Annotated in this window: 22 protein-coding genes and 2 tRNA genes; 8 read left to right on the forward strand and 16 right to left on the reverse strand. The window is 63.8% G+C overall.

Annotated elements, in window-relative coordinates:
- Positions 1–143 precede the first annotated feature (143 nt).
- Together cmk and aroA are read right to left on the reverse strand one after the other, a co-directional pair.
- Complete coding sequence (cmk, locus tag MMAR10_RS00525; protein WP_011642042.1) at positions 144–770, reverse strand: (d)CMP kinase; 627 nt, start codon at positions 768–770, stop codon at positions 144–146.
- The gene (gene aroA / locus MMAR10_RS00530) at positions 767–2,110 is read right to left on the reverse strand and encodes a 3-phosphoshikimate 1-carboxyvinyltransferase (RefSeq protein WP_011642043.1); all 1,344 of its coding nucleotides are present in this window, start codon (positions 2,108–2,110) and stop codon (positions 767–769) included. Before aroA ends, cmk begins: the two co-directional genes overlap by 4 nt.
- Before the next feature lie 111 nt (positions 2,111–2,221).
- On the opposite strand from aroA, the gene MMAR10_RS00535 reads away from it, so the two are divergent.
- Entirely contained in the window at positions 2,222–2,692 is a 471-nt protein-coding gene (locus MMAR10_RS00535) for an FYDLN acid domain-containing protein (protein ID WP_011642044.1), read from the forward strand.
- A gap of 121 nt (positions 2,693–2,813) precedes the next feature.
- Positions 2,814–2,889: transfer RNA gene (locus MMAR10_RS00540), tRNA-Ala, on the forward strand.
- A 61-nt stretch (positions 2,890–2,950) separates the two neighbouring features.
- On the opposite strand, the gene MMAR10_RS00545 is transcribed toward MMAR10_RS00540, so the two are convergent.
- The 10 genes from MMAR10_RS00545 to MMAR10_RS00590 all read right to left on the reverse strand — a co-directional run bounded on the left by MMAR10_RS00545 (position 2,951) and on the right by MMAR10_RS00590 (position 12,344).
- Positions 2,951–3,832, reverse strand: coding sequence for a tetratricopeptide repeat protein (locus tag MMAR10_RS00545; RefSeq protein WP_011642045.1), 882 nt, complete (start codon positions 3,830–3,832; stop codon positions 2,951–2,953).
- Between the two features lie 83 nt (positions 3,833–3,915).
- Positions 3,916–4,380, reverse strand: coding sequence for a PTS IIA-like nitrogen regulatory protein PtsN (gene ptsN, locus MMAR10_RS00550; RefSeq protein WP_011642046.1), 465 nt, complete (start codon positions 4,378–4,380; stop codon positions 3,916–3,918).
- A 17-nt stretch (positions 4,381–4,397) separates the two neighbouring features.
- A complete protein-coding gene (hpf, locus tag MMAR10_RS00555) occupies positions 4,398–5,027 on the reverse strand; it encodes a ribosome hibernation-promoting factor, HPF/YfiA family (protein ID WP_011642047.1) in 630 nt (209 codons plus the stop codon).
- A gap of 181 nt (positions 5,028–5,208) precedes the next feature.
- On the reverse strand, positions 5,209–6,723 hold the full coding sequence (gene rpoN / locus MMAR10_RS00560) for an RNA polymerase factor sigma-54 (protein WP_011642048.1): 1,515 nt from the start codon (positions 6,721–6,723) through the stop codon (positions 5,209–5,211).
- 37 nt (positions 6,724–6,760) lie between these two features.
- Entirely contained in the window at positions 6,761–7,522 is a 762-nt protein-coding gene (lptB, locus tag MMAR10_RS00565) for an LPS export ABC transporter ATP-binding protein (RefSeq protein ID WP_011642049.1), read from the reverse strand.
- 45 nt (positions 7,523–7,567) lie between these two features.
- Positions 7,568–8,110: an LptA/OstA family protein gene (locus MMAR10_RS00570; protein ID WP_011642050.1), complete on the reverse strand. Its 543-nt coding sequence runs from the start codon at positions 8,108–8,110 to the stop codon at positions 7,568–7,570.
- Positions 8,110–8,700, reverse strand: coding sequence for an LPS export ABC transporter periplasmic protein LptC (gene lptC / locus MMAR10_RS00575; RefSeq protein WP_041636658.1), 591 nt, complete (start codon positions 8,698–8,700; stop codon positions 8,110–8,112). Before lptC ends, MMAR10_RS00570 begins: the two co-directional genes overlap by 1 nt.
- Positions 8,701–8,910: 210 nt before the next feature.
- Positions 8,911–9,525, reverse strand: coding sequence for a ribonuclease D (locus MMAR10_RS00580; RefSeq protein ID WP_011642052.1), 615 nt, complete (start codon positions 9,523–9,525; stop codon positions 8,911–8,913).
- 26 nt (positions 9,526–9,551) lie between these two features.
- Positions 9,552–10,811, reverse strand: coding sequence for a hypothetical protein (locus tag MMAR10_RS00585; protein ID WP_011642053.1), 1,260 nt, complete (start codon positions 10,809–10,811; stop codon positions 9,552–9,554).
- Positions 10,812–10,823: 12 nt separating this feature from the next.
- On the reverse strand, positions 10,824–12,344 hold the full coding sequence (locus tag MMAR10_RS00590; protein WP_011642054.1) for an MBOAT family O-acyltransferase: 1,521 nt from the start codon (positions 12,342–12,344) through the stop codon (positions 10,824–10,826).
- Between the two features lie 313 nt (positions 12,345–12,657).
- Here MMAR10_RS00590 and MMAR10_RS00595 point away from each other — a divergent pair, with 313 nt between their 5' ends.
- Complete coding sequence (locus tag MMAR10_RS00595) at positions 12,658–13,080, forward strand: hypothetical protein (RefSeq protein ID WP_011642055.1); 423 nt, start codon at positions 12,658–12,660, stop codon at positions 13,078–13,080.
- 150 nt (positions 13,081–13,230) lie between these two features.
- Here MMAR10_RS00595 and MMAR10_RS00600 read toward each other — a convergent pair.
- Positions 13,231–13,317, reverse strand: a tRNA-Leu gene (locus MMAR10_RS00600).
- A 164-nt stretch (positions 13,318–13,481) separates the two neighbouring features.
- Here MMAR10_RS00600 and MMAR10_RS00605 point away from each other — a divergent pair.
- Positions 13,482–14,447: a complex I NDUFA9 subunit family protein gene (locus tag MMAR10_RS00605; protein WP_011642056.1), complete on the forward strand. Its 966-nt coding sequence runs from the start codon at positions 13,482–13,484 to the stop codon at positions 14,445–14,447.
- Positions 14,448–14,494: 47 nt separating this feature from the next.
- On the opposite strand, the gene MMAR10_RS00610 is transcribed toward MMAR10_RS00605, so the two are convergent.
- Positions 14,495–15,361, reverse strand: a complete 867-nt coding sequence (locus tag MMAR10_RS00610) for a CPBP family intramembrane glutamic endopeptidase (protein WP_011642057.1) — start codon at positions 15,359–15,361, stop codon at positions 14,495–14,497.
- 74 nt (positions 15,362–15,435) lie between these two features.
- The gene (locus tag MMAR10_RS00615; protein ID WP_011642058.1) at positions 15,436–16,242 is read right to left on the reverse strand and encodes an undecaprenyl-diphosphate phosphatase; all 807 of its coding nucleotides are present in this window, start codon (positions 16,240–16,242) and stop codon (positions 15,436–15,438) included.
- 149 nt (positions 16,243–16,391) lie between these two features.
- On the opposite strand from MMAR10_RS00615, the gene MMAR10_RS00620 reads away from it, so the two are divergent.
- The 4 genes from MMAR10_RS00620 to MMAR10_RS00635 all read left to right on the forward strand — a co-directional run bounded on the left by MMAR10_RS00620 (position 16,392) and on the right by MMAR10_RS00635 (position 20,301).
- Positions 16,392–17,363: a cation diffusion facilitator family transporter gene (locus MMAR10_RS00620; RefSeq protein WP_011642059.1), complete on the forward strand. Its 972-nt coding sequence runs from the start codon at positions 16,392–16,394 to the stop codon at positions 17,361–17,363.
- 31 nt (positions 17,364–17,394) lie between these two features.
- Complete coding sequence (locus MMAR10_RS00625) at positions 17,395–18,072, forward strand: glutathione S-transferase family protein (protein WP_011642060.1); 678 nt, start codon at positions 17,395–17,397, stop codon at positions 18,070–18,072.
- A gap of 11 nt (positions 18,073–18,083) precedes the next feature.
- The gene (gene queG / locus MMAR10_RS00630; RefSeq protein ID WP_011642061.1) at positions 18,084–19,202 is read left to right on the forward strand and encodes a tRNA epoxyqueuosine(34) reductase QueG; all 1,119 of its coding nucleotides are present in this window, start codon (positions 18,084–18,086) and stop codon (positions 19,200–19,202) included.
- A gap of 124 nt (positions 19,203–19,326) precedes the next feature.
- The gene (locus MMAR10_RS00635) at positions 19,327–20,301 is read left to right on the forward strand and encodes a diguanylate cyclase (RefSeq protein ID WP_011642062.1); all 975 of its coding nucleotides are present in this window, start codon (positions 19,327–19,329) and stop codon (positions 20,299–20,301) included.
- Here MMAR10_RS00635 and MMAR10_RS00640 read toward each other — a convergent pair whose 3' ends face one another.
- Complete coding sequence (locus tag MMAR10_RS00640) at positions 20,302–20,964, reverse strand: hypothetical protein (RefSeq protein ID WP_011642063.1); 663 nt, start codon at positions 20,962–20,964, stop codon at positions 20,302–20,304.
- Positions 20,965–20,967: the final 3 nt, after the last annotated feature.

A 20,967-nucleotide genomic window follows, 5' to 3' on the forward strand; every position in this document is an offset into this window, starting at 1 on the left:
CGTGTGTAGTCTCGCAGCTTGGCCGGGTTCGGCCGGTTGGAAATTGAACTGTATGGGCGTCCGCAACGGCACCGTGACCCGTCAGGATCACGACATTCCGCGGTCAGAACGCCCGGCGATCTGTTACCTTGGCGACGGAATGATCACGCCTTTTGGCGTTTTTCCACAATCGCGACAGCGTCGGCAACGGCCGCGTCTATACTCAAGGATGACGTGTCAAGCAAGGTCGCGTCGTCGGCCGGGCGCATGGGGGCATCATCGCGTTCCGCATCGCGGCGGTCCCGCTCGCGGGTCTGGGCGAGCATTTCGTCAAGCGTGATGGTCTCGCCGCGGGCGACCAGTTCGTGCCAGCGCCGGGTGGCGCGGGTCTCGGTATCAGCGGTCACATAGAGTTTCACGTCGGCATCGGGGCAGATGACGGTGCCAATGTCGCGCCCGTCGAGAATAGCCCCGCCCGGCTGCGTGGCGAAGGCTCTCTGCAGGTCGAAGAGGGCCTTGCGAACCTCCGGGATCGAAGCGACGCGGGACGCCATGGCTCCGGCCTCCGCCGTGCGGATCCGGGCCTCGTCAATGCCGCCAATGTCCAGCGCACGGGCAATGGTGGCGCAAGCAGCGGTATCGGCCGGATCGATACCGGCGTCCAGCACCGCAATACCGGTCGCCCGGTAGAGCGATCCCGTATCGAGATAGGGCAGGCTGAAACGGGTCGCCAGCGCCCGCGCGATCGTGCCTTTTCCCGATGCCAGCGGACCGTCTACTGCAATGATCATGTGAGGGGCTCCAGGCGGCCGCCGAGCGTGGCGATATGGTCGAAGAAATCGGGGTAGGAGGTGGCGATCATGGCAATGTCATCGACGGAGGAGGCGGCCTTGGCACCCAGCCCGATCACCAGGCCGCTCATGGCGAGGCGATGGTCGTGGTGAGTCACGGTGCGGCCACCGCCGGGCACGCCGCCAATGCCCATGCCGGTGACGGCGAGGCTGTCCTCGCCTTCCTCGACCGGAACGCCATTGGCGCGCAGCATCGCTGCACTCCCCGCGAGACGATCACTCTCCTTGGCGCGCAACTCCTCGAGGCCCGGCATGTGGGTGATGCCGTCCGCATAGGCCGCCGCGACACACAGGACCGGATATTCGTCGATCATCGACGGTGCCCGCGTTGCCGGCACCGTGATGCCGTGCAGCTGGCTGTGTTTCACGTGGATATGCATGGTTTTCTCGCCGGCCATGTCCGGTCCCGGTGTGAGGGTGATGTCGGCGCCCATTTCCTTCAGCGTCTCGATCAGGCCGGTCCGGGCCGGATTGTCCATCACGCCTTCCAGGGTGATGTCGGAGCCTGGACTGATCAGTGCCGCCACGATCGCGAAGGCCGAGGAGGACGGGTCTCCCGGCACGTCGACCGGGCAGGCGATGAGCGTTTGCGGCCCGGTCAGGGTGACGGTCGCCGCAGCGCCGTCTCGTTCGACCGTCAGCGTGACACCGAAGGCCCTGAGCATGGTTTCCGTGTGGTCACGGGTGATCTGCGGTTCATGAACCACCGTGGTTCCGGTCGCACCGAGTGCCGCCAGCAGGACGGCGGACTTCACCTGTGCCGAGGCAATGGGCGGCGTGTAGTGAATCCCGGCCAGCGGGCCGCCGTCCAGATGAGCCGGCAGGCGTCCCCCGGTCGTGGTGAAACGGGCGCCCATTTCGCCGAGCGGATCGGTCACGCGACGCATCGGCCTGGAGGACAGGCTTTCATCGCCGATGAAGTCGGCGCTGGTCCCGGTCCCGGCCACGGCGCCCATCATCAGGCGGACACCGGTTCCGGCATTGCCGAAGTCCAGCGGCGCGGACGGGGTGGTCCATTGACCGCCGCACCCGTCGATCCGCCAGTGTCCCGGGCCGAGATGCTCGACCTTGGCGCCTAGCGCTGCGGCGGCGCGCCCGGAATTGATCACATCATCGCTTTCGAGCAGGCCGGTGACTTCGGTCACGCCTTTTGCCAGCCCGCCCAGAATAAAGGCGCGATGGGATATTGACTTGTCGCCCGGTGCCTTGATGGTTCCGGACAGGGCAGGCGCGGGCCTGGCCCGCATGGCGCCGGAAAGGCGCTTCAAAGATGGGGTCATCAACGGATTTGCAAGGTTTGAGGTGACATGACGGCGATGAGGTTTTGACAGAGCGCGATGATCGTGGCAACGGGGCGCGCCGATTTAGAAAACTGGTTATGTAGGGAAGCCATGGCCAAGCCAGAACTAGGAAGCAAGCGCGCCTGCCCCAGCTGCAGCGCCAAATTTTATGATCTCGGACGCCGGCCGGCCCGTTGTCCCAAGTGCGAAACCGAGTTTGACCCGGAGCGCGAAGACCCGCGCCTGAAGGCCAAACTCGAAGCCGCCGAAGAGGATGATTCGCCGAAAAAGTCTGTGAAGACAGACGAAGAGGACGGTTATGGCGACGAGGCGGATGATACGCCCGAAGTCGATGCCGACACGCTCGCCCGCAAGCCGGCCGGGGATGATGACGATGACGACGATGATGATGACGACGGCGCATCAGGTCTGAGCGACGACCTTCCCGACGGTTTCGGCGAAGACGGCGTTGATGATGATGCCGACGATGATGATGATGGCGACGATACCGGCGTCCTGATCGATGATGATGAGGACGATGATTTCGGCGACTTCAACATCGACAAGGACGAGGACAATTAGGCCTCTGCATCTGCGCTGCATTTGCTGCGCAAAAGAGGCTTGATCCCGGTGAAAACCGGGACTAGGTTCCGCGCCTCTCGCCCCGAGCATATACCCATTCGCCCGCGGTGACCCGAGTTTCGGGGCCATAGCTCAGTTGGGAGAGCGCTTGCATGGCATGCAAGAGGTCGTCGGTTCGATTCCGTCTGGCTCCACCAAGATCAAACCCCGCCGGTTACCGGCGGGGTTTTTTCGTGTCCGGCCCGGACAGGCGGACCACTATTCGGGCAATGGCTCCCAGCCCATGCGGTTTTCCCAGGCCCGACGGCGCAGGTCCGCGCGTTCTGTTTCCGCCTCATCGAGGTCATCGACCAGTTCAGCGGCCATTGCGGCTGCCTGATCGTCCCCCAGTTCGCCGGCCAGGGCGTATAGTGCCATAGCCTCGCCGCGGTCATTGACGCCCCAGTCCGGGTCCAGCCAGCTGTCTGCGAGGGCGATCAGAGCCAGTGTGTCACCGGCAGCGGACCCGGCTTCCCAGGCAAGGCGGGCGGCGGCCTGGTCAACCGGTCCTGACAAGCCTTCTGCGGCCCCGATACCCAGCAGATAGTGGGCGCGATAGAGTTCACCATCGCGATCAAGTGCGTCCCGCGCCAGGGTCACTGCTCGCACCGCGTCGGCCTCGCCATCTCCGTCGAACATCAGGGTTTCCGCAAGCGTGAGGCTGGCCGCCGGACCGGCATCCACATCGCCCAGGATGGCTTCCAGGATCTCGACAGCCACATCGCGTTCGTCGCCATAGTCGTAGAGGATCAGTTCGGCGAGGTCGTGGCCGGCGACGGTGTCACCGGCCTGCCAGGCGAGCTCAAAGAAGGCCCGTGCCCGATCAATATCTGCCGCGACGCCGAATCCATCGCGATAGACGACGCCCAGCATGTGATTGGCCGGTTGATGCCCGGCATTGGCGGCTTGGACCAGCCAGTAGCGGCCGGTCACCGTGTCGGGTTCGCCATCTTCGGGAAAGGTCAATGAATAGCCGAATTCGAACGCGGCGACGGGGTCGCCGGCTTCGGCTTGCTCACGCAGGCTTGGGGGTGGGGTTTGGGCCGATGCCGTGGCGCCCGTGAGCGCCATGATTCCGGCCAGTAGACAGACGCGCAGCATGCCCGGTCTCCTGACAATGGGAGGTGCAGGAAAGCAGGGTCTGGCTGAACCTGTGATGAGCGCCCTGTTCAGGCGGGCCAGCTTCAGGCGGCGTCCGAGGCCGGTTCGCCGGCCAGGACCGCGTGTACGGCATCGGCGTTGGGAGCCGCACGCAGGCGCTGCCGGACATCTTCCCGGCGCAGAAGGCGTGACACCCGGGCCAGCGCCTTGAGGTGTTCGGCGCCGGCGTTTTCAGGTGCCAGCAGCATGAAGATCAGATCGGCGGGCCGACCGTCGATCGACTCGAAGTCGACCGGCGTCCGGAGCCGGGCAAAAATGCCGACCACCTCATCCATCCCGCTCAGGCGGGCATGGGGAATGGCAACACCCTGTCCGACTCCGGTGGAGCCGAGGCGTTCGCGCTGAAGCACGGCATCGAAAACGGTTCGGGACGCCTGTCCCGTAACCGTGGCGGCCAGTTCGGACATGGCCTGAAGGGCCTGTTTCCGGCTGGACGCACCCAAATCAATGCTTATTCCCGCATTGGGGATCAAATCAGCTAACGCCATTGTACGACCACGCGCTCCTAGGCTGGCTCTGAGCGGTCTTCCCGCGCCGGGTTCAGCCAACCGATATGGCCGTCCGGACGCCGGTAGACGATATTGAGACCGCCATTGGCGGCGTTGCGGAACATCAGGAAGGGCGAATCCGCCGCATCCAGTTCCAGCGATGCCATGCCCACGGTCAGGGTCCGGACTTCTCCGACCTGTTCCGCGATGACGATCGGCTCAGGGGCACCATTGAGCGGTGCACCACTCGTGTCTTCATCGTCGAAATCCTCGTCATCGACATGCGTGTCGCGCATGCCCTTGAGGACGACGATCGGAAGACTTTCGGCCGGAAGTTCGGCCTTGTTGTCATTGTGGTGGTTCTTCAATTTCCGCTTGTAGCGGCGGAGGCGCTTCTCCAGGCGCTCCATGGTATTTTCCGCTGCCTTGTAGGCGTCGTCGGCTTCGCCGTGAGCCTGCAGCATGACGCCCGATGGCAGATGCACCGAACACTCCACGCGAAAGCCTGTGCCTTCGCGCGAGATCGATACATAAGCTTCACCGGGACGGTTGAAGTATTTGGCAACCCCGTCTTCCACGCGCCCGAGAATCTGTTCTCGCAGCGCGCCGCTGACGTCGATGCCCTTGCTGACCACCTGTATATGCATGCGCTCCTTCCCGCCGGCCATTCACCGGCACGTGAGGCGTTGACGTGTAGTTCCGCCTCTCCTCGGAAAGCGGGCGGAACCTAGTCGCGGGCCGCAGGGGGAGTCAATGACTGTTCTCCGGATGCCAGCAGGCCGCGATCTCGGTGGAAGTTTACCACCGGGGCGCTCGTTCAAGCGATCCCTAGCCAGCGCGTTTTAGCATGCGACGACGCTGGACCGAGGACGGGATGTTGAGCGCCTCCCGGTATTTGGCCACAGTCCGGCGGGCGATTTCAATCCCTTCATCCCGTAATTGTTCGACCAGACTGTCATCGGACAGCACCCCGTCGGCCGATTCCTGGCCGATCATCAGCTTGATGCGATGGCGGACAGCCTCGGCAGAGTGGGCCTCCCCGCCACCGGCGGACGGAATCGCGGAGGTGAAGAAATATTTCAGCTCGAACATGCCACGCGCAGTGGCGACGTATTTGTTCGAGGTGACGCGACTGACGGTCGATTCGTGCATGCCGATGGCATCCGCGACGGTTTTCAGATTGAGCGGGCGCAGATAGGCGACGCCATGAGCCAGGAACATGTCTTGTTGGCGCACGATTTCACTCGCCACCTTGAGAATCGTCCGGGCGCGCTGGTCGAGGCTCTTGACCAGCCAGGAGGCATTTTGTGAGCACTCGGTGATGAAGGTCTTGTCGGTCTCGGATTTGGCAACCGCCGAGATTTCATTGAAATAGCTGTTATTGACCAGGACGCGCGGCAGGGTCTCTGAATTCAGCTCGACCTGCCAGCTGCCGTCCGGCGACTGACGGATGAAGACATCGGGTTCCACCGCGCGGGTCGAATCGCTGCCGAAGGCATGCCCCGGCTTGGGCGTCAGGGCGCGAATCTCGGAGATCATCTCGTCGAGATCTTCACTGTCGACGCCGCACAGGGATTTCAGGGCGACATAGTCATGCTTGGCGAGGCGCTCGAGATTGTCCAGCAGGGTCGCCATGGCCGGGTCGAGCCGGTCCTTGTCCTTGAGCTGCAGGGCCAGGCATTCGGGCAGGTCACGGGCCATCACGCCGGCCGGGTCGAAGGTCTGGGTCAGGTCGAGCACGGCTTCGACGCGGGCCCGTTCGACACCCAGCTGGGCCGAGATCTCGTCGAGGTCCGAACGCATATAGCCGTCATCATCGGCCAGGTCGATCAGATGGGCGCCGATCAGGCGGTCGACCGGATCACCGGTCGCCATCGATAATTGCTCATGCAGGTGATCGGCCAGTGAAATGTCGCGCGAGGAGTTGGCGATGGCGTCATAGTCTTCGCTCGCCGGGCCACGACTGCCGCCGGATGTGTGACCAGAGACCGACCCGGCGCCCATGGCGGCGCCGCTCTCGACCCCGTCAACGCCGGACAGGTCCGACTTCGAATCATCGCCATGCATCATGTCGACATCGGCATCGATGGAATCATTGGCGTCGGCCGAGGGTGCCGCCAATTCCAGTTCGCGCGGCTCGCCCTGGCCCTCTTCGCGCTGCGATTCGGCCGATTCGCCACTGTCATCGCGTTCGAGCAGGGGATTGCGTTCCAGCTCGCCTTCGACGAACTCGGCAAGCTCGATATTCGAGAGCTGCAACAGCTTGATGGCTTGTTGGAGCTGGGGCGTCATCACCAGGGATTGTCCCTGGCGCATATCCAGCTTCTGCATCAATCCGGCCATGTGAACCTCTGTTTGGTACGTTTCATGCAGAGGTTAATCAGCCAAAGCTTTCTCCGAGATAAACGCGCCGCACATCGGGGTCGGCCCGGATCTCCGCCGGCGAGCCCTCAAACAGAACTTCACCCTCATGAATGATCGTGGCTCTGTCAGTGATTTCAAGAGTTTCGCGGACGTTATGGTCGGTGATCAGGATGCCGATCCCGCGCTCTTTCAAAAAGCGGATCAGGTCGCGGATATCGGTGATCGCCAGCGGGTCGATCCCGGCGAAGGGCTCGTCCAGCAGCATGAAGGAGGGGCGGGTCGCGAGCGCACGGGCGATTTCCATGCGTCTGCGCTCACCGCCTGACAGTGAGGGTGCCGGAGCTTCGCGCAGGTGCGAGATGCGCAGGTCTTCCAGCAACTGGTCGACCAGGGCATGGCGCGCGTCGCGGTCCTTCTCGACCACTTCGGCGACAGCGAGCACATTCTGCTCCACGGTCATGCCATGGAAGATCGATTTTTCCTGCGGCAGATAGCCGATACCCAGCCGGGCGCGCTGATACATGGGCAGGCGCGTGATATCTTCGCCATCCAGCAGGATGCGGCCATAATCGGCTTCGACCAGCCCGGTAATCATGTAGAAACAGGTCGTTTTGCCGGCGCCATTGGGACCCAGCAGTCCGGCGACCTCGCCGCGCTGGAGCGAGACCGAGACCCCTTTCACAACCGGACGCTTGCGATAGGCCTTGCCGATCTGTTCGACGACAAGACCGCCCGCCGATGCGGTTTCGGTCCGGGGCGTGGGTTCAGTGATCGCCATGAAGCGGTGTATCCTTGTTCCGCAGGCCTGTGAGCAGGCGCGCTGTCAGCCTTCGGGGGTTTCGGCCGCTTCGGAGGATTCCGTGGTGTCGGTCGAGCGGGCCGGTTGAAGCACCATGCGCACGCGTTCGCCGGTACCCGCCTCTCCGAAATTGGAGTTTCCGGTGGTCAGATTATTCACGAAACGGGTGGTGGTAATGACATTGTCGCCCTGTGTGATGACGACATCGCCGGTCAGGGTGATCACTTCCTCGGCCAGCTCATAGACGCCGCGATCGCCGCGCGCCCGCTGGGCCGGTGTTATATAGAAGACATTGTCGGTGGCGACGATGCGGTCGATATCACCCCAGCCGCCGCCGGGCCCCTCGCCGGTGTAGTAAACGTCCATCCGATCGGCCTGCAGGCTCGAATCGCCCTGGACGACATGGACATTGCCCAGCCAGACAATGTGTCGCTCGGCATCGAGCACCTCAAAGGTTTCGGCTTCGATGTCCAACGGCAGCGACGAGTTCCCGATTTGCGCCGACGCGGCGGTGGTCGGCAATGCTGCCGCGGCCATTCCGAACAGGGAGATTGCTAGCAGGCGCATCAGTCATTTCCTTCTTCGGGCGTCGCATCCGGTGTGGGCGCGGTGCGGTCTTGTGTCAGTCGGGCCCGGACATTTCCGGAAAAGACGATCCGATTGCCACCGTCGGTGATTTCATAGCTATCGGCCCGGATTGTACCCATCGGGCCTGTCCCTTCCACGGATTCCTCGCCGGTCACGCGCTCCTCGCGCAGGAAGATACGGGCGTGGTTGGACTGGAAGGTATAGCCCGCCCGGGTCCGGAAGTTGACATCGGAATGGAGGTCGAGAATGCGGTTCGGCAGGTCATACCGGCCCGATTCCGCAAGCACCCGGGACACGTCGGTGCCGGTCTCGAGAAAGTTATAGTCGAGGCGTGGGTGTTCCAGCTCGGTCACCCCGTCCGCGGCATCACGCCGGCGGATCGCCGTGTCGGCGGTCACGACATAGGGCGTCAAGTTTTCGTCCCGACCGGTAAAGCGCGGGTTGGTCATACGGACATCCTCGCTCACCGCCTCGGTCTCGCCTGTCGTCGGCCCGCCGGATCCAAGGACAAGCTGGGCCACGAGCAGGCCGGTGATGGCCAGTGCCGCAGCGGTAAAGAAGAGCCGCATCCCGCGCACGAAGGCCGTGCGTTTGCGCGCAACGCTGAGAGCAAGCGCGCGCCTGGGTTCCCACCGCACAGGTGCGGGAGACTGCAAGGCATCAAGGCCAGAAGAAGCGGTCAGGCTGGTCACCGGGTCACACACATCCGATCGGGCACTCTCATCAGTCCCGCATGTCAGAAAGACCAGCCTTTGCTGGCCTTTTCAAGGCGGCCAAGGTCAGGAATGGGCAAAAATGTCGATTTCCGGCCAGCCGGCGAGGTCCAGCTTCGCGCGGGTTGGCAGGAAGTCGAAACAGGCCTTGGCGAGATCCGTGCGCCCCTCGCGTTCGAGCATCATGCCCAGCTTTTCGCGCAATTTGTGCAGGTGCAGGACGTCCGACGCGGCATAATCCAGCTGCGCCGGCGACAATTCGTCGGCGCCCCAGTCGGAGGATTGCTGCTGCTTGTTCATTTCGGCCCCGACCAGTTCGCGGGTCACATCCTTGAGGCCGTGCCGGTCGGTATAGGTGCGTACCAGTTTGGAGGCGATCTTGGTGCAGAAGACCGGCGCCATGGTCACGCCGAGATATTTATCGACCATGGCCACGTCGAAGCGGGCAAAATGCAGGATTTTCTCGACCGCCGGGTCCGCCAGGACCCGCTTGAGATTGGGGCAGTCATAATCGGCCCGGTTCATCTGTACGACATGGGCATCGCCATCACCGGCCGAAAGCTGGACCACGCACAGCATGTCGCGCGTGAGGGACAGGCCGAGAGTTTCCGTATCGACCGCGACAATAGGGCCGAGGTCGATGTCTGCGGGCAGGTCGCCCTTGTGATAGTGCACGGTCATGGCGTCATCCTTGTTTGTCCCAGCGTCTAGCGCCGCGCGGCGCGCGGTGCAATGCGCGCCAGCTTGTCGGTGACGCTGGTTTCATCGTCACGATTGAGAAATTGCGGTGTTTCCAGCTCGGCTGACGGATTGCCGGCGATGACCGCGTCGAGCAGCGCCGTGACCGTCTCGCCGTCGGCCGTCGCCAGCCAGTCGGCCCGGCGTCCGGCCAGCGCCGCGTCCGACCGCGCCAGCGTCTGTGGCGTCAGGCGCTCGCCGGTGACACGGGCGTCCCCGGGTGTCTCTCCTGCCATGATGGCCAGCATGTCTGCGCCGACATGCGGCAGATAATGGGAAGGCTCGTAAAAGGTCGGATGGGCAGCGGTTGCGTCCTCCGCCGGTGCCGGCAGTGCGGCGAAGGGTCGAAAGCCGGAAAAATCGTAGAGCTGACGGGCCGGACCCGGCAGGCAGGCCCCGACCGGTTCGTGCTCGGCATGACGGGCGAAGGTCTCGGTGAGCGCGGCGCGGAAGGCCAGGAAGTCCTCGCCTCGACCGGCCCTGAACAGGGCCTCTTCCCGCCAGACATGAAGCGGGTGGATGAAGCCGGTTACCTGCACGCCCTGCGCCGTCAGCTCATCCAGCACAGTCTCGAACAGGGCCAGGCGTTCCGGGTCGAATCGATAGCCCAGATAGAAGCGGTAAATGCCGCGCGCGCCATTCTCATAGCGTGCCCGCTGGGCACCGGCCGGATAGGTGTCGGCCCAGGGCACGCGCGGCGACGAGCCGGTCAGATTGTCGGCCAGCACCTGTACCGAGGCGCCGAATGTGCTGGGGGACAGGGCGACGCGGGCGCGGGCAAAATCGGCATTGCCGTCACGCAGGGCAGACAACCAATAGGTCGACTTGGCCTTGGAATGGGTGCCGAATTCATCGAGATCCAGGCCGATCACCACGCAGCGCAGCCGGGCGTCTCCGGCGGCCAGCGCGGCGGCCTGCGACAGTTCGAAGATATTGGTGCCGCGCATGCCGGCATTGATGAAGCCAGCGGGCAGGTCGGCCGCATCGCGCGGAAAGCCATCGACCGTGCGCGAGGAGCCCAGGATGATGGCCGCGTCGCCGCCCCGGGCCAGCCGGTCGGCCACATGGACGCGCCCACCGTCTTCATACAGGCGCGTGTCGCGGGAGGTCAGTCCGGGAATGTCCGGTGTTCCCATGATGCCGAACGGATCGACCAGCGCGTTGAAACCGGCAAACCCCGCCAGGGCGGCGAAGAGGGCAATCAGCAATGTCGCGGCATAGCGTTGCATCGGGGGCGGGTCCTAGAAGGTGTAATAGATGAATTCGGACGTCTTCCAGGCGTTCAGCACCGACAGGAAGAGCAGCACGGCGGCGCCGATGGCGGCCCAGTGGGTAAAGCGCCAGCGCGGCCCCGGCTTCGGCTTGATCTGGGCGTCTTTCAGTGTCTGCTCGTCCAGCACGTCGGCGAACAGTTCCGGCGTGTCCGGCAGCGACCAGACCAGGCCGAGACCGAAGGCGACCCAGATCACCAGCTCGCCCGAAACCCCCTCCAGCCCCAGTCCGGACATGCCGAACATGCCGGCCAGGATGCGGCCGGCGCCGGTCCAGCTTTCAGCCCGGAAGAAGACCCAGGCGATGGTGGTAAAGGCAAAGGTCAGGCCGATGGCAATGATACGGCGATGGCCGTCAAACCAACCCTTGGGACCCCATTTGGCCCAGTAATGGTTCACCGTCAGACCCAGCCCGTGCAGCCCGCCCCAGATCACGAAGGTCCAGGCCGCACCATGCCACAGCCCGCCCAGCAGCATGGTCGCCATCAGATTGATCGAACGCCGCGTCTCGCCATGCCGGTTGCCACCCAGCGGGATGTAGAGGTGGTCGCGCAGGAAATGGCTCAGCGTGATGTGCCAGCGACGCCAGAACTCGACCACCGAGGCTGACTTGTAAGGTCCGTTGAAATTGACCGGCAGGCGGAAACCCAGACAGCGGGCCAGGCCCAGCGCCATGTCGGAATAGCCCGAGAAGTCGAAAAAGATCTGCAGCGCATAGGCCGTCGCGCCCAGCCAGGCGGCCACAAGGCCCGGAGTGTCGCCGCGTTCGGCCATGGCGAACAGGGAGGAGGCATAGGGCTCGATGCTCTCGGCGATCAGCACCTTCTTGGCCAGGCCGATGGCGAACAATGACAGGCCGACACCCAGATTGTCCCAGATATCGTCCTTGCGCGTGGTGTCGTTGAATTGTGAGGCGATCTGGTGGTGTTGGATCAGCGGTCCGGCGACGATGTGCGGGAAGAAGGACACAAAGAGCGCGTGCGCGAAGAAGCGGCCCGGCTCGGTCTTCCGGCGCGCCACATCGACCAGGTAGGAGATCTGCTGGAAAGAGAAGAAAGAGATGGCCAGCGGCAGGCCCAGCCCCAGCTCGGGCAGGTCGAGCCCGGTCAGCGCATTGATATTGCCGGCCAGGAAGTCGGCATATTTGAAGAAGCCGAGCAGTGACAGGTTGAAGATGATGCCGACGGCCAGGAGTGGCTGGTTGCCCCAGCGTCGCATCAAGCGGGCCACGATGTGGTTGATGATCACCGAGCCGAGCAGAAGCAGGACATGCCGGATGAACCAGAGCGAGCGGATCAGGCTCTCGAAGGTCCAGCCGTCCAGCTCGTGCCAGGGCGCCCGCGATACGTCCCACCAGGCATAGAAAAAGAAGCTCGCCGCCGCGAGCAGGCTCAGCGCCGTCCAGTGCGAGATATAACGACGCGCCAGATAATAGGTGAGCAGCACGCCGGGCAGGAAAAGGAACAGGAATTCGAAGGAATTGAAGATCATGACCGCGCCGCGCCGGAGGTGGCAGGGACGCTAGCTGCCCGCTGCCCGACCGGCAAGGCAGGCCCGCACGCCAGAAAGTTTTCCACAGGGCGCCGGGCCGGGTGTCGCAATTCGCCGCTTTAACGGGTCGTTAAGGAATAAAAATGACAGGCGAGCGCATCAAGATTGGCGTGGAACTATCCATAATTGCAGTGCAAGCAGGGTATTGCGAAAACAACCGAAACGTCCGTATACGGACTTTACAATCATTGGCTAATCTGTAACATTAGTGTCATACAAAGTCCTGACACGTTTCTCGCAGGAGGGAGAACACATGAAAAACCAAAGCAAAATGATCACTGCTTCCCTCGCCGCGTCCTTTGCCTTCATGGCACCGGCATCGGCTCAAGCCCCCGACAGTGGGGAAGCCTTTTATCTGGAGATGATGGGCGAGCGCGCCTGGGAGGTCTCCTGCCAGCTTACCCAGGGTGATGGCGACAGCGTCGCCACCCGTGAGCGTGGCCGTGGCCTGCTCGACAATGGCCGTTTCTCGGTCGGTGATGTGGTCAGCGGCCTGTGCACCTATTCGGTGCCGGACCGCGGCGAGCTTCGCCTCACGCTCAATGTTGAGCATACCCAGCTGGAATGCCCGTTCACGGTCACCGAAGCCGGCTTCTGTCGCGCCTATATCCAGCCCGGTGACAGCGGCAGCTTCAACATCCAGCGCCGCACGACCCCGGTCTCGACCGGCTCGTAAGCAACTGAAGAGATAACCTGTACGAAGCATTCAGGTTGAAAGACGCCCGGCTGTGTCCCCCGCAGTCGGGCGTTTTCGTGCGTGCAGCACCCAAAAACGAAAACGGCCCGCCAGGCGGACCGTTCAATCGTCGCAACAATCTTGAAGCAATGGTGCCCAGGAGAAGACTCGAACTTCCACTCCCTTGCGGGAACTGGCACCTGAAGCCAGCGCGTCTACCAATTCCGCCACCTGGGCAGGTGTGCGAGGCGCGGTAACTAAAGCCGGGGCGGGGCGCTGTCAACGGGCTCAATGCACGCATCGCTGTGTTCTGCAGTCGGACCGCAAGCGCATTGCCGCATGGACAGCGCCGCGGTTTTTTGGTCTATCCGGATCAAATCCCATCTGTGTGAGGGCAAACCATGCTGCGAGACGAGATCATCACCGTGTTTGGCGGGTCCGGATTTGTCGGACGTCATGTTGTCCGGGCGCTGGCAAAAGCGGGTTATCGCGTCCGCGTCGCCACGCGTCGCCCGCACCTGGCCCAGGACCTGCGGGTCATGGGCGTGGTCGGGCAGGTTCAACTGGTTCAGGCCAATCTGCGCGTTGCGGCTTCGGTCGAGCGGGCCCTTGATGGGGCCAGCGGCGTGGTCAATCTGGTCGGTGTCCTCAACGAGAGTGGCCGCCAGACCTTTTCGCGCCTGCATGCCGTCGGAACAGCGACCATTGCCCAGGCTGCCGCAGGCATGGGCATTGAGCGCATGGTCCAGATTTCCGCCATTGGCGCCTCGGCAGACAGCGCCTCGCGCTATGCCCGGACCAAGGCCGAGGGCGAAGCCGCCGTGCTGGCTGCCATGCCCGATGCGACCATCCTGCGCCCGTCCATCGTGTTCGGCACCGAGGACAGCTTCTTCAACCGCTTCGCGGCGATGGCGCGCTTTGTGCCGGCCCTGCCGCTCTTTGGCGGCGGCAAGACCCGTTTCCAGCCTGTTTTCGCAGGCGATGTCGGCAAGGCGGTCCTGGCCGCCTTCGAGCGCTCTGACACGCGCGGCCAGACCTATGAGCTGGGCGGGCCGGGCGTCTATACATTCGAAGAGCTGATGCGCTTCATCCTCGACGAGATCGACCGGCCGCGCTTCTTGCTTCCCCTGCCCTGGGCGATCGGCAAGGTGATCGCGACCGTGTCCGAGCTGGTCGGTGCCCTGCCGCTGATGCCGGTCCTGATCACTCGCGACCAGCTGGTCCAGCTGCAGTCCGACAATGTCGTCGCTGATGATGCCAAGGGACTGGCGGATCTGGGTATTGCCGGTGAGACGGTCGAGGCCATCGTGCCGGGCTATCTGGAACGCTATCGCCGCTATGGCCAATTCCACGAGCGTCAGGCCTGATCCGGGGCCTTGAGCCCTGGCTGACGGATTGAAAGACGGGTCGCGCCTTACGCGGCCCGTTTTTTCTTGCCCGCCCGCGCCCAGGCAATGAGCGGCAGTCCGGCCGCCAGCACCACAAAACCTCCCACGCCCAGCGGCCCATTCCAGGGCCAGTCCGGCTCGGACAGGAAGAGCAGCGACACCCCGGCGACGGCGTTCAGCGTACCGTGCATCCCGGCTGCGGCGATCACGCCGCCGCGCTCGCGGGCAAGGGCGTGATAAGGGGTCCACAAGGTGGTGAAGAGGGTCATGACGGCGACTCCGGTCCAGCCCAGGCCGGGATAATTGAAGCCCATCAGGACGATGGGCGCGTGCCACAGGCCCCAGAGTACGCCGATGGCCAGACACATCGGCCAGAAGCCGAGGCCTTCCAGGCGCGGTTGAAGCCAGCCGCGCCAACCCAGCTCCTCGCTGATTGTCAGGAAAGCCGTATTGAAGAGGATCCCCACCGGCAGGCCGATCGCCAGCTGGATGACAAGCAATGTCGCGGGGTCCATCGGGACGTCCTGATCGGCGGCGGCGAGTTGCGCGGTGATCATGGCGACGGGATCACCCATCGCCTGGCCTGACAGCAACAGGGTCACCGGGACAGCAAGACCGCAGGCGAGGATGGCAACCAGCCAGGCGAGGCCGGTCCATTTGGCAATCGTTCCGAGGCTGAAACCTTGCAGGCCGAGTGCCGCAAGCCGTCGGCCCCGGTCAAACAGCAAGGCGCAGACAATCGCGCCAAGGGCGGGGCCCATCATCATCAATGACAACAGGCCGACGCTGGCGAGGGGTCCTTGCGCACCCAGCCCGCCGCTGGCCTGGATCTGCCAGGCGACCAGCCAGCTGAAGCCGAAGGCGATCAGCAGGAAAACCGGAATGACACGCATGGAAGTCCCCTTAATTAGGATGTAGCCTAATCAAGCATGGGTGCGCGCGTCGGGCAAGCTGTTTCGGATTTTACCTAAACAAAGAAAACCAGCAGGGCGAGCCCCAGTCCAACGCGATAGAGCGCGAAGGGCAGGAAGCCGATCCGCTCGACCAGTCGCATCAGCACGGCGATGGCGGCCCAGGCTGTGACAAAGGACAGGCCGGCCACGATCAGGCCGTCGGACAGGCTGGCGCCGGCTGCCATGCCGTCGGCGCGGACCAGCTCGATCAAGGACACCAGACCGAAGGCCGCGATCACCGGGATCGCCATCAGCATGGAGAAGCGGGCGCTGTCGGTACGCGTCAGCCCCAGACCGCGGGCGGCGGTCATGGTCACGCCGGAACGCGACGCGCCGGGGATCAGGGCGAACAGCTGGGCGATCCCGATCAGGGCGGCGTGTTTGAAGCTCATTGTTTCGATGGTGATGGTCTGGCGGCCATATCGGTCGGCCAGCCATAGCGGCAGGGCGAAGGCCAACGTGGCGATGGCGATGACGCGTGGCGAGCGCAGGGCGTCGACGAGGTCGAAGGCGACGAGGGCCCCGGCGACAATGATGATCGGCGGCATCGAGGCGGCGACCAGCAGCGCGAGGCGTCCGCCCGGCGTAACCCGGCCCTGCAAAAGGGCCAGCTTGCCCATGGCCACGGAGACAATGTCGCTGCGGAAATAGACCAGCACTGCCAGGAGCGAGCCGGCATGGGCCATTACGTCGATCAGCGGTCCCTGGTCGGCCTGACCGAGTACTTGTGGCGCGAGTATGAGATGGGCCGAGGACGAGATCGGCAGGAATTCGGTGATGCCCTGCACCAGCGCGAGAACAACAAGATAGATCAGGCTCATGGGATTTCCTGCCGGGACGGGTGGGGCAATATTTGAACAATCCGGCCGGAATGGCCAGACGCGCACCTGCCCTTGTGCAGAGGCATCCGCACCGGTTCGATTGACGACCGGGCTGCAGCACAGCAAAACCGACATCGAAGGATCACGTCATGCCCCATGATTTTGCCGCAGGACCGGGTGGCCCCGGCCGCTTGAGCCCGAAAGACGCGCTGAGCCATACCGGCCAGGCGACGGCGGCCTCTGTTGTGGTGGCGCTGATCCTGACGCTGACCAAGGCCGGTGTGTGGTGGATGTCGGGATCGGTGGCCCTGCTCGCCTCGATGGCCGACAGCCTGCTCGACCTGACCGCCTCGCTCGCCGTCTATCTGTCGGTGCGCTACGCCGCCGAGCCGGCCGACGCCGAACACCGTTTCGGGCATGGCAAGGCGGAAGCCTTTGCCGGCATTTTGCAGGCGATCTTTGTTGCTGTCTCGGCAGCCCTGTTGATGCGCGAGGGGGTCGAGCATCTGATCAATCCGGTCGAGGTGCGCGCCGGCGGTTGGGCCATCGCGGTCATGCTGCTCTCGATCGTGATGACGATCGGCCTCGTCATCATCCAGACCCGGGCCGTGTCCGCGACCGGCTCGATCGCCGTCGAGGGCGATCGCGCTCATTACTTCTCCGATCTCGGTGCCAATGTGGTGGTTATTGTCGGCATCGCCGGCTCGACCCTGCTCGGCCTGTTATGGCTTGATGCGGCGGCCGCGCTTGCCGTCTCGCTCTGGCTGTTCTGGACCGCCTGGACCGTGGCCCGCTCGGCCGGTGACCAATTGATGGACCGCGAACTGCCTGATGAGGCCCGCGACCTGATCTGTGCCCTCGCCAGCGATGATCCGCGCATCATCAATGTCCATGAATTGCGCACCCGAGCCGCCGGTCCGCTGGTCCATATCCAGTTTCATGTCTCTCTGGAGCCGAATCTGACCCTGCGGCAGGCCCACACCATCCTGGTGGATTGCGAACGCCGCCTGCACGACACCTTCCCGGCTGCCGACATCCTCATCCATGCCGATCCGCACGGGGTGGCGGAACCGCATGGCGGTGAATTTTTCAATGCAGAAAGCACGACCAAGGATGCTTAGACTTCCGGTTGAACCGGGTTAGCCTGACACCATGCGAACGCTCCACTTCTGGCCCCTCGATCCCTTCTCCCGACAGGTTCGCCTCGTGCTCGAGGAGAAATCCCTGCGCCACGAGCTGCAGCTGGAAGTGCCGTGGGAGCGGCCGGACGATCTCCTCTCGCTCAATCCGGCCGGCACGACCCCGGTCCTGATCGATGAAAGCGGGGGCGGTCGGCGGGTCATCGTCGAGAGCCGGGCCATCCTGGAATATCTCGAAGAGACCACGCCCAGCCCCTGCCTTCTGCCCGGCGGTCCCGCCGAGCGCGCCGAGGCGCGCCGCCTGATGGACTGGTTCGATCGCAAATATGATGGCGAGGTCAATGCCTACCTCCTGCATGAAAAGCTGGAGAAGCGGGCCCAGGGCCTGGGCGCACCGGATCCGGCGGCCTTGCGCGCGGGCCGCGAGCATTTGCGCTGGCATCTCGATCACATGGCCTGGCTCCTGGAAGCCCGCGACGGCCTCGCCGGTCCGAGATACACCCTCGCCGATATCGCCGCCGCCGCGCACCTGTCCTGCGCTGACTATCTCGGCGACGTTCCCTGGGACGAGTTCGAGCCCGTCAAGCAATGGTATTCCCGCGTCAAATGCCGCCCGGCCTTTCGCGGTCTGCTGGCCGACAAGCTGCCTGGTGTGCCGGCTGCGGCGCATTATGCGGATCTGGATTTTTAGGGGTTGTCGGCATGGATGCAGACGCCACCCTGTCCCTGGCCCTTGAACTCGGCTTCTCAACCGCCCGCATCTGCCGCGCCGACGAGGCTTGGGCGGCCGGCGACCGTCTCGCCGAATATGTCGCCGACGGGCATCACGGCTCGATGGCCTGGATGGAAGAGACGCTGGAACGGCGCCAGCATCCCACCGCCATGTGGCCGGAGGCGAAATCGGCCGTCGTGGTCGGGCTGAATTACGGGCCGGAGCAGGATCCGCTGCCGCTGCTGGAACGGCGCTCGGAGGGTGTGGTCAGCGTCTATGCGCAGAACGGGGATTATCACGACCTGCTCAAGAAGCGGCTGAAACATCTGGCGCGCGCCTTTGCCGGGAAAACCGGCAAGCAGGTCAAGGTCTTCGTCGATACGGCGCCGCTGATGGAAAAACCGCTGGCGGAAAAAGCGGGTATCGGCTGGCAGGGAAAGCACACCAATCTGGTGTCACGGGAATTCGGCTCCTGGCTGTTTCTCGGCGTGATGCTGACCGAGGCCGAGCTGGAGCCGGATGAGGCCGAACGCGATACCTGCGGTTCCTGCCGGGCCTGTCTCGATATATGCCCGACCAACGCCTTCCCGCAGCCCTACCGGCTCGATGCACGGCGCTGCATTTCCTATCTGACGATCGAGCACAAGGGCGTCATCCCGGTCGAGTATCGCCAGCCCATGGGCAATCGCATTTATGGCTGTGATGATTGTCTGGCCGTGTGTCCCTGGAACAAGTTCGCGCAGACCAGCACCGAAATGGCCTTCCATCCGAGGCCGGAGCTCAAGGGGCCGCTCCTGGCCGAGCTGGCGGCGCTCGATGATGCGGCCTTCCGCCAGGTCTTCACGGCCTCGCCGGTCAAACGGATCGGGCGCGACCGCTTTGTTCGCAATGTGATGATCGCCATTGGCAATTCCGGCGACCACGAGTTGGTTTCAGTCGTCGAGGCCGCACTCGACGATGGCTCTGCGCTGGTGCGCGGCATGGCGGTCTGGGCACTGGGGCAGTTGTCACCACTGCGCGTTTCGGAAATGCACGAAATGAAAGTCGCCGCCGAGCCAGACCTCGACGTCGTGACTGAATGGCAGGCGCTGTCGCAAAAAATTTCGTAGCGCCACGCCTCGAAATTGAGGGGATGTTATCTTTTTGTGACGCACATTGAGGATCGAAAACTGACCAGACAGAGCTTCGGGGGGGAGCATCAGTCATGACATCGATCACAATGGGCATTGCACCATGAATTCGGCGGATTTTCAGACTGACATGACGTCCGAGGCGATCTCGGTGCTGATCTGTGAAAGCAGTTCGGTCCAATTGCGGATCCTGTCCGAGGCCGTGCGTCAGGCCGGCTACAGTGTCCAGACAGCCAACAAAGCTGAAGATGCCCTGACACTGCTGCAGATGGGAACGGTCGACATTTTCCTGACCGGGATCGAGGTCGGCGCCGTATCGGGACTGGAAGCCTGCTGGTCGCTGAAGGCCAATAGCGAGACCGAGTCCGTTTACACGATCGTGATCACGGCATCCGGTGAAGATCGCCGCCTCGAGGAGTCCCTCGATGCCGGCGCCGATGATTTCATCCGCAAGCCGGTCAACATGACGGAATTGCGGGCCCGCCTGCGCGCTGCCAGCCGCCTCGTGCGGATGCAGAAACAGTTCAAGCGCCTGGCCGAAACCGACGCATTGACCGGCGCCGCCAATCGGCGCGCTTTCATGCAGTACCTGGAAATTCAGTCGCAGCGCGCGACCCGCGACGACATACCCCTGTCTGTTGTCATGATCGATCTGGACCACTTCAAATCGGTCAACGACACCCATGGTCACGCGACCGGGGACACCGTGTTGATCGAGGCGGTGAAATCCATCCAGGCTTGCCTGCGGGACAATGACATGCTGGGTCGCCTCGGCGGCGAGGAATTCTGCGTCATCCTGCCGGGAGCCGGACTGTTCTCGGCCGGCATCGCTGGTGAGCGCATCCGCGCGGCAGTCGAGGCAATGACGATCTCGACCGATGAGGGCGTCCCGGTACCGGTGACGGCCAGCCTGGGTGTCGCCAGTCTCACCGATGGCGACCTCATTTCGGCACCGGATACCCTGCTACAGACTGCCGATGTCGCGCTTTACCGGGCCAAGGAAACGGGCCGCAACAAGGTTTGGCTCGATGGCGCCGATGAGCGCGATGACGAAGCGTCCCGGCGCCAGGCAGGCTGATCAATCGGCCGTCAGGCGTCGCGCTTCCAGAATGGCACCGCGCAGCAAGAGTGACGGAATGTCATCAGGCTCCTGTTGGCGGGCACGCTCCATGTCCTGCCAGGCCAGATCGAGCTCACCCCGACCCAGACGGGATTGTCCGCGATAGCGCCAACCGGCGGCCAGGTAAGGTGCGTGGGTGATCAGGGCCTCGGCATCGGCTTCCAGGGTCTCCCACTGACCGGCATCGGCAAGCAGGCGGGCGCGGGCGAGGCGCGCCGGGATCGAGTCCGGCATCAGGGCCAGGGCGGAGTCGTAGGCCGCTGCGGCCTCGTCGACCAGGCCCAGTGCGAAACGGGTATCCCCGGCCAGGATAAAAAGCTCGGACTGTTCCTCATCAATCATGCCGACCGGTTGCCGTTCGGCCAGGCTGACCAGAATGTCTGCCCCGACTTCGGGTTCGCCCAGTTCGATCAGCGCCCGGGCTTCGCAGACTTCGGCCGGCCAGCCACCGCCTTCAAGGCGCCAGGTCTGCGCCCGCTCGAGCGCTTCCGAAGCGTCGAGCTGGATTTGGCCCAGGCAGGTGTCGAAGCGGATTCGCTCCTGATAGGCGGCGCTGGTCTGGGCTTGGGCGAGGGGGGCTAGTGCCAGCGCAAGGGCGCAGGCAGGCAAAGCGTTACGCATCAG

Source organism: Maricaulis maris MCS10, from assembly GCF_000014745.1.
Classification (GTDB): Bacteria; Pseudomonadota; Alphaproteobacteria; order Caulobacterales; family Maricaulaceae; genus Maricaulis; species Maricaulis maris_A.